General features: G+C 72.3%; 13 protein-coding genes. 11 read left to right on the top strand and 2 right to left on the bottom strand.

All coding sequences use genetic code 11. The features are described from left to right. The first annotated feature begins 51 nt into the window (after positions 1-51). The 7 genes from BJ975_RS14355 to BJ975_RS14325 all read left to right on the top strand — a co-directional run bounded on the left by BJ975_RS14355 (position 52) and on the right by BJ975_RS14325 (position 6,357). Positions 52-993, top strand: coding sequence for a 1-phosphofructokinase family hexose kinase (locus BJ975_RS14355; RefSeq protein WP_179427116.1), 942 nt, complete (start codon positions 52-54; stop codon positions 991-993). A gap of 11 nt (positions 994-1,004) precedes the next feature. Further along, positions 1,005-3,077, top strand: coding sequence for a PTS fructose transporter subunit IIABC (locus tag BJ975_RS14350; RefSeq protein WP_218845950.1), 2,073 nt, complete (start codon positions 1,005-1,007; stop codon positions 3,075-3,077). A gap of 11 nt (positions 3,078-3,088) precedes the next feature. Next, positions 3,089-3,346, top strand: a complete 258-nt coding sequence (locus tag BJ975_RS14345) for an HPr family phosphocarrier protein (RefSeq protein ID WP_179427112.1) — start codon at positions 3,089-3,091, stop codon at positions 3,344-3,346. 95 nt (positions 3,347-3,441) lie between these two features. Then, positions 3,442-3,885: an OsmC family protein gene (locus BJ975_RS14340; RefSeq protein ID WP_179427110.1), complete on the top strand. Its 444-nt coding sequence runs from the start codon at positions 3,442-3,444 to the stop codon at positions 3,883-3,885. Between the two features lie 191 nt (positions 3,886-4,076). Further along, on the top strand, positions 4,077-4,748 hold the full coding sequence (locus BJ975_RS14335) for a nitroreductase (RefSeq protein ID WP_179427108.1): 672 nt from the start codon (positions 4,077-4,079) through the stop codon (positions 4,746-4,748). Continuing rightward, positions 4,745-5,611 (top strand): alpha/beta fold hydrolase, encoded by an 867-nt coding sequence (locus BJ975_RS14330; protein ID WP_179427106.1) that lies wholly within the window; start codon positions 4,745-4,747, stop codon positions 5,609-5,611. Before BJ975_RS14335 ends, BJ975_RS14330 begins: the two co-directional genes overlap by 4 nt. Next, the gene (locus BJ975_RS14325; RefSeq protein ID WP_179427104.1) at positions 5,608-6,357 is read left to right on the top strand and encodes an enoyl-CoA hydratase-related protein; all 750 of its coding nucleotides are present in this window, start codon (positions 5,608-5,610) and stop codon (positions 6,355-6,357) included. The genes BJ975_RS14330 and BJ975_RS14325 overlap by 4 nt, the downstream gene beginning before the upstream one ends. Here BJ975_RS14325 and BJ975_RS14320 read toward each other — a convergent pair. After that, positions 6,344-8,158: an endonuclease/exonuclease/phosphatase family protein gene (locus BJ975_RS14320; protein ID WP_179427102.1), complete on the bottom strand. Its 1,815-nt coding sequence runs from the start codon at positions 8,156-8,158 to the stop codon at positions 6,344-6,346. The genes BJ975_RS14325 and BJ975_RS14320 overlap by 14 nt on opposite strands. Positions 8,159-8,247: 89 nt before the next feature. Beyond that, complete coding sequence (locus tag BJ975_RS14315) at positions 8,248-9,648, bottom strand: hypothetical protein (protein WP_179427100.1); 1,401 nt, start codon at positions 9,646-9,648, stop codon at positions 8,248-8,250. A 70-nt stretch (positions 9,649-9,718) separates the two neighbouring features. Between BJ975_RS14315 and BJ975_RS14310 the strand changes: the two genes are divergently transcribed. The 4 genes from BJ975_RS14310 (at position 9,719) to BJ975_RS14295 (ending at position 13,282) form a co-directional block, all read left to right on the top strand. Then, positions 9,719-10,690, top strand: coding sequence for an NADPH:quinone oxidoreductase family protein (locus tag BJ975_RS14310; protein WP_179427098.1), 972 nt, complete (start codon positions 9,719-9,721; stop codon positions 10,688-10,690). A 4-nt stretch (positions 10,691-10,694) separates the two neighbouring features. Next, complete coding sequence (locus BJ975_RS14305) at positions 10,695-11,363, top strand: histidine phosphatase family protein (RefSeq protein ID WP_179427096.1); 669 nt, start codon at positions 10,695-10,697, stop codon at positions 11,361-11,363. Positions 11,364-11,379: 16 nt separating this feature from the next. Further along, positions 11,380-12,138, top strand: coding sequence for an SDR family oxidoreductase (locus BJ975_RS14300; RefSeq protein ID WP_179427094.1), 759 nt, complete (start codon positions 11,380-11,382; stop codon positions 12,136-12,138). A 169-nt stretch (positions 12,139-12,307) separates the two neighbouring features. Then, positions 12,308-13,282, top strand: coding sequence for a sugar ABC transporter substrate-binding protein (locus BJ975_RS14295; protein ID WP_179427092.1), 975 nt, complete (start codon positions 12,308-12,310; stop codon positions 13,280-13,282). The last annotated feature ends 218 nt before the right edge of the window (positions 13,283-13,500 follow it).

The raw sequence follows: 13,500 nt of genomic DNA, 5'->3' as shown, positions 1-13,500 counted from the left end.
ACGCGAACCCCGGACGTGTGACGCTGGTTACCAGGACCGGAAGGAGCCGTCGTGATCGTCACCGTCACCGCGAATCCTGCGATCGACCGCCTCGTCGGCCTGCTCGAGCCGCTCGAGCGCGGCGGCGTCGTGCGCAGCGAGGCGGCCCACGACGATCCCGGCGGCAAGGGCATCAACGTCGCCCGCGTGCTGCACGCCGCCGGTGTGCCCGTCACCGCCGTCCTCCCGGCCGCCGCGGACGAGCCGCTGCTCTCCGCCCTCGACGCGCTCGGCCTCGACTACCGCGCCGTCCCCGTCAGCGGTCGCCTGCGCGTGAACCTCACCCTTGCCGAGCCCGAGGGCACCACGACCAAGGTCAACTCGCCCGGACCGCGCCTCGACGAGTCCGAGCTGACGGCCCTGACCGACGCCCTCGTCGGCGCCGTCTCGGCCGGCGACTGGGCCGTGCTGAGCGGCTCGCTGCCGCCCGGCGTGCCCTTCGACTGGTACGCCACCACGACGCGCCGGCTCCAGGAGGCGGGCGCGCGCGTCGCCGTCGACACCTCGGGCGCCGCGCTCGGCCTCACCGTCGAGCAGTCCTCTCCCGACCTCATGAAGCCGAACTCCGACGAGCTGGCCGAGCTGCTCGACTGCGACCCCGACGAGATCGAGCGCGACCCGCGCCACGCAGCCGACCGCGCCCACGAGCTGCGCGACAAGCACGGCGTCGGCGCCGTCCTGCTGACCCTTGGGGGAGCGGGCGCCGTCCTCGCGACCGACGAGGGCTCGTGGTTCTGCCCACCCGCCCCGATCTCGGTGCGCAGCACCGTGGGCGCGGGCGACTCCTCGCTCGCCGGCTACCTCGTCGCGCACGCCGCCGGCGCCTCGCCCGCCGAGTGCCTGGCCAGCGCCGCCGTCCACGGTGCCGCCGCCGCGGCCCTGCCCGGGTCGGCGCTGCCGACCCCCACCGACCTACCCGCAGCACCCCACGTCGAAGCCGTGGATCCCGCCTGATGGAGGACAACATGGAACAGCTCATCACTCCCGAGCTGGTGTCGCTCGACGTCGATCTCGGCACCGAGGCCGGGGGCGTCATCGAGGCCCTCGCGGCCCAGGTGGTGGCCGCCGGACGCGCCGGCTCGGCCGTGGACCTCGCGGCCGCCGCCAAGGAGCGCGAGGCGCTCGCGGGCACGGGCGTGCCCGGCGGCATCGCGATCCCGCACTGCCGGACCGCCACGGTCACGGCGCCGACGCTGGCGTTCGCGCGGCTGTCGAACCGCGCCGACTTCGGTGCGCCGGACGGCCCGGCCGACATCGTCTTCATGATCGCGGCACCCGAGGGCGCCGGGAACGCGCATCTCAAGCTGCTCTCGTCGCTGGCGCGGGCGCTCGTGCGCTCGGACTTCACGCAGGCGCTGCGCGACGCGCAGTCGGCCGACGACGTGATCGCGCTCGTCGAGGAGGCCACCTCCGGCGTCGACGTGAAGCAGCCCGCGCCCCCCGCCCCGGCCGCCGCCGAGGCGCCCGCCGGGAGCACGGCCGAGACGGCGGCGCGCCAGCGCGTCGTGGCGGTCACCGCCTGTACCACGGGCATCGCGCACACCTACATGGCCGCCGACGCGCTCGCGCAGGCCGCGACCGACGCGGGCGTCGACTTCGCCGTCGAGCCGCAGGGCTCCTCGGGCAGCACGCCGCTGACCCCCGAGCAGATCGCGAGCGCCGACGCGGTGATCTTCGCGACCGACGTGGGCGTCAAGGACCAGGCCCGCTTCGCCGGCAAGCCCGTCGTGCGCAGCGGCGTGAAGCGCGCCATCAACGAGCCGCGCGCGATGATCGACGCGGCCCTCGCCGCGGCGGCCGACCCGTCGGCGCAGCGCGTCGAGGGCGACGCCGACGCCACCACCGCCGATGCGGCCGGCGACGACGAGCACATCGGCAAGAAGCTCCAGCGCTGGCTGCTCACCGGCGTCAGCTACATGATCCCGTTCGTCGCGGCCGGCGGCCTGATGATCGCCCTGGGCTTCCTGCTCGCGGGCTACGACGTCACGGACACGGCCGGAGACATCCTCGCGAACAACTCGCTGACGAACCTGCCCGAGGCCGGCGACCACGCCCTGTTCGGCAGCGCCTTCCTGTACTACATCGGCGCGCTCGTCTTCCTGCTCGGATCGTGGGCGTTCAGCTTCCTCGTCCCGGCGCTCGCGGGCTACATCGCCTACGCGATCGCCGACCGTCCGGGCATCGCGCCCGGATTCGTGATGGGCTACGCCGCCGGCCAGATCGGCGTCACCGAGACCAACCCGAACGGCGCCGGCTTCATCGGCGGCATCGTCGGCGGCCTCCTGGCGGGCCTCGTCGCCGCGTGGTTCGCGCACCGCGGCGTCCCGCGCTGGCTGGCCGGCCTGATGCCGGTCGTGGTCATCCCGCTGGTCTCCACGCTGGTGGTCGGCATGGCGATGATCCTCGTGCTGGCCAAGCCGCTCGCCTGGCTCAACGAGGCCCTCGTCGACGGGCTGAACAGCATGACCGGCAGCTCGGCGATCGTGCTGGGCGCGGTGCTCGGACTGATGATGTGCTTCGACCTCGGCGGCCCGGTCAACAAGGCGGCCTACGTCTTCGCCGTCACGGGCCTGTCCACCGCGGGCGCGCTCGACGCCGGCTCGTCGCAGTCCAAGATCATGGCCGCGGTCATGCTCGCCGGCATGGTGCCGCCGCTCGCGATGGCGCTGTCCACGGCGCTGCGGCCGAAGCTCTACGCGCCGGCCGAGCGCGAGAACGGCAAGGCCGCCTGGCTGCTCGGCGCCTCGTTCATCTCCGAGGGCGCGATCCCGTTCGCCGCGGCCGACCCGTTCCGGGTGCTGCCCGCGATGATGGCCGGTGGTGTCGTCACCGGTGCGCTCTCGATGGCCATGGGCGTCACCTGCGTGGCCCCGCACGGCGGCATCTTCGTGTTCTTCGCCGTCGACAACGTCCTGTGGTTCTTCGTCTCCCTGATCATCGGGACACTGGTGGCAGGATTCCTGGTGACCGTCCTCAAGCAGGTCGGTCATGACAAGAAGCAGGCGGCGCTCGCCGCCGACGACCCCGTCACCGTCTGAGAGGACAGCAGATGCCCAGCAAGACCGTCACCGTCGGATCGGCCGTCGGCCTCCACGCCCGCCCGGCCGCCACGATCGCCGCGGCCGTCACCGAGGCCGGGGTGCCCGTCACCCTCGCCGTCGCCGGCGGCGAGCCCGTCGACGCCGGGTCCGCCCTGATGATCATGACCCTCGGCGCCGGCCAGGGGGCCGAAGTCACCGTCGAGAGCGACGATGCCGCCGTCCTGGAGAAGATCTCCGCGCTCGTCGAGGCCGACCTCGACGCCTGACCCGCCGGGTCGCATGACCGGTCGCCGGAATCCACGTCTCCGGCGGCCGGTCGTGCTGTCCGGCGGGTCGTCCCGTCGCGGCCTAGGGTCGTGGCATGAGCGATGAGTCCACCACCCTGCGCAGCGTCCACCTCGTCCGCACCGGACAGATGGAGTACCGGGCCGAGAACGGCCGCGGCGGCGTCATCTCGATCGGCGAGGGCCAGAACACCGACTTCACCCCCGTCGAGCTGCTGCTGGTCGCGCTCGGTGGCTGCACCGGCGTCACGGTCGAGGCGCTGACCAAGCGCGCCGAGCCGAAGCGCTTCGACATCTCGGTCGAGGGCCACAAGGTCAAGGACGCCTCGGGCGGCAACATCATGGAGGACCTCGTCGTCACGGTGGACATCTCCTTCGACCACGACGAGATGGGTCAGAAGATGGCCGACCGCGTGCCCGACGCCATCGAGCGCACCCACAAGCAGTTGTGCACCGTCAGCCGCACGGTCGAGGCGCCCACGCCCATCCGCGTCGTGCAGGTCCGCACCTCCGAGACCTGAGCCCGCGGAGAGCGGTGAGCCCTCAACCCTTCCCCATGAGGCGCGGTGACCAGTCAACCGAATGACCCTCCCGAACGGTTGACCACTCACCGCCCGCGAGCGGGAGGGGTTGAGGACTCACCGCCCCACCAGCCACACCGCGAACAAACCGTCACGGTTGACGGGAAGTTCGCTGCGGGTACGGTGTCCCCATGGTCGACGAGTCGGACGCCGAGGTCCTGGAGCGGCTGCTGGCCTCGCGCTTCAGCTGCCGCGGCTTCACCGACGAGCCCGTCGCCGAGGCCGAGATCGAGGCGATCGTGGCCTCCGCGTCGCGCACCCCGTCGTGGTGCAACGTCCAGCCGTGGCACGTCGACATCGTGTCCGGCGAGGCGCTCGTCCGGCTCCGCCACGACCTCATGGCCGACGCCTCGCTCGGCTCGGACTACCCCTTCCCGCCCGGCTACGAGGGCGTGCACGCCGAGCGACGCCGCGAGGTCGGCTGGCAGCTCTACCAGGCCGTCGGCGTCGCGAAGGGCGACCGCGAGGGCTCGGCCCGCGAGATGCTGCGGAACTTCGAGTTCTTCGGCGCCCCGCACGTCGCGGTGGTCTCGGCGCCCGCCCCGCTCGGTGTCTACGCCGCGATCGACTGCGGCCTGTTCGTGCAGTCGTTCCTGCTGGCCGCGCAGGCCCGCGGCGTCGCCACCGTCGCCCAGGCCGCCCTGGCGCAGAAGTCGCAGTTCCTGCGCGAGTGGCTGGGCCTGCCCGAGGACCGCCTGATCGTCTGCGGCATCTCCTTCGGCCACGCCGACCCCGACCATCCGGCCAACTCGTTCCGGGCCGGCCGGGCCCCCCTGCACGAAGTGACGAGGTTCCATCGGTGACCGTTCCCGAGTGGTTCACGTGGGCTCTCGACGAGAAGCCCCAGCACCTCGAGATCGAGGTCGACGACGTCCCGATCGCGTACCGCGCGTGGGGCGAGCCCGGCGCGCCGGTGGTGGTCCTCGTGCACGGTGGCGCCGCGCATTCCGGCTGGTGGGATCACGTCGGCCCGCACCTCGCGGTCGACCACCGCGTCCTCGCGCTCGACCTGAGCGGCCACGGCGACAGCGGCCGCCGCGACGCGTACACGCTCGAGGCCTGGGCCCGCGAGGTCATGGCGGTGGCCACCTCCGAGACCAGCGCCAAGCCCGTGGTCTTCGGCCACAGCATGGGCGGCTTCGTCGCCCTCACCGCCGCGCGCGAGCACGGCGCCGACATGCTGGGCGCGGCCGCGATCGACTCGCCGGTCAAGGAGGTCTCGGCCGAGGCGCGCTCGTGGCGCAACGACCGCGCCGACCTCTCGATGCCGCTCTACCCCGACGCCCGCACGATGGTCGCACGCTTCCGCACGCTGCCCGAGGACCCCTCGTGCCTGCCGTACATCCGCGACCACATCGCCCGCGGCTCGATCCACCACGTCGTCCGGGCGGACGGCTCGGGCTGGACCTGGAAGTTCGACCCGCGCGTCTTCCTGCGCTCGAGCATGGAGCCCGCCGACGTGGCCCGCAGCGCGTGCGAGGTGGCGCTGTTGCGCGGCGAGCGCGGCATGGCCACCACCGACATCACCGAGGAGATCCGCTCGCGGCTCGGCGGCAACGTGCCCGTCACCGTGATCCCCGACTCGGGACACCACATCATGCTGGACCAGCCCACCGCGCTCATCGCGGTGCTGCAGACCCTGCTCGGACAATGGAGGAATCGATGACCGACCTACTGGTCGACCGCACGGACGGCGTGCTGACGCTGACCCTGAACGCCCCGCAGCGGCTCAACTCGGTCACGACCGAGATGTTCGAGCAGATGAGCGACGCGCTCGAGGACGCCGAGGGCGTCCGCGTCGCCGTCCTCACGGGCGAGGGCCGCGCGTTCTGCTCGGGTGCCGTGATGGCGCCGGGCGCGACGAACACCGGCATCCTCGAGGCCGCCGACCGCCTCATCCACGCGCTCACCGGCGCGCCGTTCCCCGTGGTCGCGGCGCTCAACGGCCTCGCGGCGGGCATCGGCTCGTCGCTCGCGCTCGCCTCGGACTTCCAGGTGGCCAAGGAGGACGACTACTTCCTCCAGGCGTTCGTCAACGTGGGCTTGATGGGCGACGGCGCCGCGCACGAGCTGATCGCCGCCTCCATCGGCCGCGCCCGTGCCACCCGCATGCTCATGCTGGGCGAGCGGCTGCCGAACCCCGAGGCGTACGCCGCCGGCCTCATCACGCACTGCGTGCCCGCGGGAGAGTGGCAGGCCACGGTGGACGGCCTCGTCGAGAAGCTGGCGTCGGGCCCCACGATGGCGTACGCGCGGATCAAGTCCGCGATCAACGCCGCGGCCCTGCTGCACCTCGACGAGACGCTCGCCACCGAGACGGTCGAGCAGGGCGTCCTGGGCGCCTCGCACGACTTCGCCGAGGGCGTCGCCGCGTTCAGCGAGAAGCGTCAGGCCAAGTTCACCGGGGCCTGAGCGTCGCGACCACCGGCAGGTGGTCCGACGCCCGCAGGCCGGGCACGTCGACGTCCACGGCCACCAGGTCGGCCGTCGAGAACACGTAGTCGATCCGCTTCACGGGGTCGTCGGCCTCGCTCGTGCTCGCGCCGCCCGGAGCGGCGTCGACGAGGCCGATGCCCGTGACGTGGCGATGGGCCTCGCTGCCCTCCTGCATGTTGAAGTCGCCGCCCACGACCATCGGGCCGCCGAGCCCACGCAGCCAGACGGCGAGGTCGGCCGACTGCGCGGTCACGCCCTCGTCGTCGCCCACCGGCTGCAGGTGGGTGGAGACGAGCCAGCGGGCGTCCCATGGCGCCTTCGGGCGCACCGCGATCGCCTGCGCTCCGGTCACGGCGCCGTGCGAGGGCAGCGCGATGCGCTCGACGTCGGCTGCCTCGGCGTCGAGGAGGACCGCGTCACCCCAGACCGGGTCGGCCGCGGCGCCGAACCACGCCGTCCGGCCGGTGAGTCGCTCGAGGATCGCGAGCTGGTCCTGGCCGCCGTTCAACAGCCAGCCCCGGTCGATCTCGCTGATCAGTCCCACGTCAGCGGAGACGAGGATCGCGGCCACGGCCTCGGGCCGGAAGTCGCCGTCCATCCCGTAGCCCATGCGCAGGTTGTAGGCGGCCACCCGGAGCTCGCCGTCGCGTGGGCCGTCGGTGTGGAAGGTCCGGATCGTCAGCGCGGGCGCGAAGGCCGCGGCGAGGGCCGCCGCGACGGCAGCGGCCCCGATCCCGCCGATGGTCCTCGGACTCGCCGCGGTCCCGTTCCGTGCTGGTGCGGAGGCGGCGACGACGCCGATCACCGCGGCGAGGACGACAAGTAGCCAGTCCGCGCGATAGCCCAGGTCGTAGCCGGCGTAGTAGGCGAAGAGCAGTGCGCCCCAGAGGACGCCGCCGAGCGCGACGACGACTGGCGTGCCCCGATCGCCCTGATCGGCGGCGCACCAGAGGTGGGCGAGGGCGGGCATGCCGACGGCGAACGCGAGGACCGTCCAGCTCGGCAGCAGCCCGTCCGCGTCGGTGACGACGGCCGAGGCGGCGACCGCCGCGACGAGGACGACCGCCGCCAGGGTCGACGACCACCGGGTGACCCGGACGAGGGTCAGGGCGATCGCCGCCGTCGCCCCGAACGCCACGGCGGCGAGTCCGGCCTCGTCGAGGGTGGCCGACGCGCGACCGGCGTTGGCCACGATCACGCCGGCGAGGAACAGGCCGGGCAGGAGGGTCCACGCGAGGCGGCGACCGATCCGCGTTCCGTCGCCCTCGACCCGCGCGGTGGCGAGGCAGACCGCGACCTGGACCACCACGAGCGCCCACGCCCAGGCATCGTCGCGCCACACCGCGCCCCAGGTGCCGAGGGCGGCATGCGTGGTGACCGACAGTGCGAGTCCCGTGACGACACCGGTGACGGCGGCGTCTCGGACGCGGGGGAGTGCGAGCGCGAGCCACGTCATCGCCGCCACCGTGCCGATCGACGCGACGGTCAGGTGCGGCCGGCCGCCCTCGGTGAGCTGGAGCGCGACCCGGCAGGTCAGCGCGACCACGAGCGCCACCGTCGCCACGACGAGCGCGTGGCGGGTGCGCGCTGCGATCGCGACGACGACCACCGGCACCAGCAGGCAGCCCAGCGCGAACGCGCCGATCAGCTCGGGCGGCGTCGAGGCCGCCTGGCCGAAGATCGTGATGAGGGTCGGGGTCCACCCGCGCCACAGGTCGACCAGCAGCCACGTGCCGGCGGCGAGGTGGACGACGGGCAGGACCGCAGGTCGACTCATGCCCACCGTTCTACCGGTCCGACGGCCTCACGTCCCGGCTCTCCGGCTCCTCGGCCCCTGCGAGTGCCACTCGCGGAGAGCGGGCGGAGTCAGGCGCGCGAGCCGGCGAAGCCGAGGACCGCGGCGAGGCCGAGGGCCGAGCGCGGGTGGTAGGCCGCGGTCCACAGTCCGCCGTGGGCGGCGGCGTAGGCCTCCTCGCGCCACGGCTCGTCCGAGGGCGCGTGGCCGCTGCGCAGGTCGTGAACCAGCAGCGCCGCCATCAGCACGTTGCTGGTGGCGGGCTCGAACACCTCGACCCCGAACCGGTGCGCGCCGGCGTAGGCCGCGGCCAGGGCGCGGTTCTTCACGACCGAGGCCGTCCGGGTGGCCGGGGCGACGTTGAGCGAGACCGTCGCACCGTCGTGGCGGGCGGCCGCGGCGCGCCACCGCTGCACGCGCTTCGCCAGCGCGTAGTTCGGTCCCTGCTGCGGCACGAGCGAGTCGCACACGCCGATCTCGACGTCCGGCGGATAGTTCCGCTGCAGCAGTCGTCCGCCGCTGAGCATCCGGAACGGCGCGCGCACGAGGCTGCGACCGCTCGCGTAGTTCTCGTTCGAGGTCGTCACGGCGCCGGCCGGCACGGCGAACACGTCGGTCGGCGTGGCCAGGTAGGCCAGCGCGGTGTCGGGCCGCTGCGAGAGCAGCCGCGCCGCCAGCGCGTCGGCGGCCATCGACACGCGCACGTGCGTGGCGCCGTCGGCGTAGCAGTACGTGCCGAGGACGAGGCGGCCGTCGAGCCCTTCGATCCAGCGGCCCAGCTCAGGCAGCGAGTGCAGCAGGTCGGCGCCGGTCTCCTTGCCGCCCACCGGCACCCTCACGCGTCCCGCGCCCTCACGGGCGTGGTCGCGGATCCGCTTCTGGATGTCGGCGCGCGGGAGGTCGACCGCGACGACGTCGGCGCCCCAGCGCAGCAGTGAGCGGTACGGGCCCATCTCCGCGCCCGCGCCCAGCACGACGACCGTGTCGCCCTCGAGCCGCAGCCACTCGGGGTGCGCGGCGACCTCGCGGATCGCGTCGGAGAACGTCGGCTCGACGACGCCGCGCGCCACCCAGTCGTCGAGCTGCGCGTCCAGCTCGGCTCCGGTCAGCCGGCGCCCGTGGTACGGCACGCTGAGCTCGGTCTCGGCCTCGCCCTCGCCGGCGATCTCGACGGTGGTCCAGGGCTCGCCCTCGGCCGGTGCGACCAGCGCGTCCGCCAGGCTCGCGTCGCCGCAGCGCATCTGCTCGGAGATGCTGCGCAGACCCTCGGTCGCGATGGTCACCGCGTCGGCCGGTTCGCCCAGTCCCGCCTCGACGAGACGCGAGAAGTGGGTGAGGTAGCCACGGCGCCAGTTGGTCTCGTGCTCCGCGGCGCGGGCGCCCACCGGATCGACCTTCCGGAGCGCGTCGGCGACGACCTGTCGGGCGGTGGCGGTGGAACTGTCGGTGGGGAAGCGGACTCCGGTGGCCATAACGTGAGGATATCCTCAGATTGTGGACGAGGGGCTAAGCAAGCGCTTAGATATCCGCTACGCTCGCTCCATGCGAGCGATCCAGATCACGTCCCTCGACGGTCCCGAGGCCGTCGAACTCCTCGAGGTCGAGGCCCCGAAGCGCGGCGAGGACCAGGTCCTCATCGACGTCAAGGCGGCCGGCGTCTCCTTCCCCGAGCTGCTGCAGAGCCGCGGCATGTACCAGCTGAAGCCGCCGCTGCCGTTCACGCCGGGCTCCGAGGTGGCGGGCGTCGTGGTCGAGGCCCCGGCCGACTCCGGCTTCGCCCCGGGTGATCGCGTGGCCGCGCTGCCGATGCTGGGTGGCTTCTCCGAGCAGGTCGTCGCCGACGTGCTGCTGACCTTCCCGCTGCCCGACTCGGTCTCGTTCGCCGAGGGTGCCTCGTTCATCTTCAACTACGGCACCGTCTACTTCGCCCTGGTCAACCGCGGCGGTCTCGCCGAGGGCGAGCGCGTGCTGGTGCACGGTGCCTCGGGCGGCATCGGCACGGCAGCGATCCAGGTGGCGAAGGCGTTCGGCGCCGGCCACGTGATCGCCGTGACCTCCACCGACGCGAAGGGCGAGATCGCCGTGGCCGCGGGCGCCGACGAGTACGTGCTGTCCGAGGGCTTCAAGGACGCGGTCAAGGCGTCCGGCGGCGTGGACATCGTCGTCGACCCCGTGGGCAACCCGGCGGGCGGCGACCGGTTCACCGACTCGCTGCGCTGCCTCGTCGACGACGGCCGCATCCTGATCATCGGCTTCACCGCCGGCGAGATCCCCAAGATCGCCGCGAACCGCCTGCTGCTGAACAACCTGTCGGCGGTCGGCGTCGGCTGGGGCGCCTACGCGATGAAGCGCCCGGGCCTGATCAAGCAGCAGTGGGAGGCCATGGCCGAGCACCTCGCGTCGGGAGCGCTCAAGCCGGTCGTCGGTCAGTCGTTCCCCCTCGAGAACGCCTCCGAGGCCCTGCTGACGCTCGACCGCGCGCAGGCCACGGGCAAGCTCGTGCTGGAGGTCTGAGCACGTGGGAACCCTGCACCTGGTGCGTCATGGTCAGGCGTCCTTCGGCACCGACGACTACGACCGCCTCAGCGAGCTGGGCACGCGCCAGTCGGCCGCGCTCGGCTCGGCCTGGGAGGCCGGGGGAGTCGTGTTCACCGACGCCATCGCCGGGGGCATGCTGCGGCACGCCCAGACCGCGATCGCCGCGATCGACGCCAGTGGCCTCGGCGAGGAGGACGCCGACCCGGGCCTGTCGGGGTACGAGATCGACCCGCGCTGGAACGAGTACGACCACCTCGCCGTCGCCACGGCCTTCGACCCGGGTGCGCTGACCAAGAACTCCAAGGAGTTCCAGGCCGCGCTGAACGAGGCGATCGACGTGTGGCGTCGCGGCGAGGGCGACTTCGCCGAGCCCTACAAGCTGTTCCGTGAGCGGGTCCTGGCCGGCTTCGAGGAGGCCGTCCGGCTCGCCTCGGGCAAGGGCCGCCGCGTGCTGGTGTTCACCTCCGGCGGACCCATCGCGATGGTCGCCTCGCAGCTCATCACCGGCGACGACTCGGCGTTCCAGCAGCTGAACGACGTCGTGGTGAACAGCAGTGTCACTACGCTCATGGTGGGCGCGACCGGCCCGCGGGTGCTGACGTTCAACGACCACGGGCACCTGCCCGCGGCCGACGTCACCTTCCGCTGACACCACGAGGAGCGACATGCGACGGAACACGCTGATCACGGGCGCCAGCTCGGGCCTGGGCGAGGGCATGGCCCGGCACCTGGCCGCGTCGGGACACCACCTGGCCATCACCGCCCGGCGGGTCGAGCGGCTGGAGGCGCTGCGCGACGAGCTCGTCGCCACGCACCCCGGGATCGAGGTCTCCGTGCACGCGCTCGACGTCAACGACCACGACGCCGTGTTCCGCGTCTTCGGCGAGGCGGCCGACGCCCTCGGCGGACTCGACCGTGTGGTCGTCAACGCGGGCCTGGGCAAGGGCGGCCGGATCGGCACCGGGAAGTTCGAGGCCAACCGGCAGACCGCGATGACCAACTTCGTCGCCGCGCTCGCGCAGTCCGAGGCCGCGATGCAGCACTTCTACGAGCGGAACGCCGGCCACCTCGTGCTGATCTCGTCGATGTCGGCGATGCGCGGCATGCCCTCGTCGATGACCACCTATGCCGCGACCAAGGCGGGCGTGGCCCACCTCGCGGAGGGCATCCGCTCCGACCTCATCGGCCGCAAGGGTCACGACATCAAGGTCACGACGCTCTACCCCGGCTACATCGCCAGCGAGATGAACGAGCAGGTGGCGCAGGAGCAGCGGCTGATGGTCGACACCGAGACGGGCACCGCCGCGATGGTGAAGTACATCGAGAAGGAGGTCGTCGACGCCGCCGTCCCCGCCTGGCCCTGGGCGCCGATCGGCCAGGTCATGAAGCACGCTCCGCTGTCGGTCGTGCGCAAGCTCGTCTGAGCGCTCCGCGACGGAAGGGGCGACGGGATGACTCGTCGGCACTATTGAAGTTGAGTTTGACTTCACCTAGGTTCAGCGTGACCTACCTCACATCGGGCTCGTCCGAGACGCCGGGGAGGAGGTCATGAGTCCGCCCATCGGTGAGCGGACTCGAGCTTGAGGAGGCTCGATGAACGTTCGACGCATGGCTCTCGGGGCGACGATGGTCGCGGCGCTGGCGACAGCCGCCGCGTGCGGGAACTCGACAGGCGACGGTGACGGTGGCGGGGGAGACGACTCCTACGACATCGGCATCGTCCAGTTCTCGGCCACCGACGAGACCGCCGAGAAGGCGATCAACTCCTACATCGACTACGCCGACGAGCAGGACTGGAACGTCACGAAGGTCGACCCGCAGGGCTCGGTGGACAAGGCGATCAGCGCCGTCAACGACTTCGTCCAGAAGGGCGTCGACCTCATCATCGTCACGGTCTTCCCGACCGACCAGATCACCGGCGGCGTCCGTGCCGCCACCGAGGCCGGCATCCCGATCATCTCGTTCAGCGGCGGCTCCGGCGAGGGCGTGCCGCTCAACGCCGACTCCGGCGCGCTGGTCTCCACCGACCTGTCGAAGCAGCTCGTGGAGGACATGGGCGGCGAGGGCGAGCTGCTGCTCCTGGGCTACAAGAGCGGTCTGCCGTGCATCGGTCGCGAGGAGGCGCTGAACGAGGCGCTCGAGGGCAGCGACATCACCGTCACGCGCCAGGAGGTGGCCATCCCCGGCCAGGTCGAGAGCGGCACGAAGTTCACCCAGGCGTGGCTGGCCAAGAATCCGAAGGACAGCGGCAACCTCGCGATCTGGGCGTGCTTCGACGACCCGGCGCTCGGCGCGGTCAGCGCCCTGCGGTCGGCCGACCGGACCGACGTCAAGGTCTACGGCATCAACGGCACGCCGGCCGCGGTGACGGCGGTCCAGTCCGGCGCCATGCGTGCGACGGCGTTCATCGACGTCGCCGGCGCCGGCCGCGAGCTGGCCGAGCGCACGCCCGAGGTGATCGAGGGCGGCGTCGACGCCGAGCCGGAGGACATCCCGATCCCCACGTTCGTGGTCACGAAGGAGTCCTACGACGAGTTCGCGCAGAAGTACCCGGACGAGGTGAAGTGACGGCTCACCGTCCTTCCACCCGTTCGTGAGCACGCCGGAGCGCCCGGCACCGCCCTGCGGTGCCGGGCCTTTCCGCGTGTCCCGGCTGTTCGACGCGGCCTGGAGGGTCGCTGTCCATGGCCCGAAAAGATTTCTGAAATTGAGTTCAGATTCCTATTGAACCTGTGATCGGTTTCACATACGTTGCTCGGTGACATAGGTCACACGCAGCGTCGAAA

Origin of the sequence: Aeromicrobium tamlense (genome assembly GCF_013408555.1) — a bacterium.
Lineage (GTDB): Bacteria > Actinomycetota > Actinomycetes > Propionibacteriales > Nocardioidaceae > Aeromicrobium > Aeromicrobium tamlense.
This window is presented reverse-complemented; position numbering and strand designations above follow the sequence as displayed.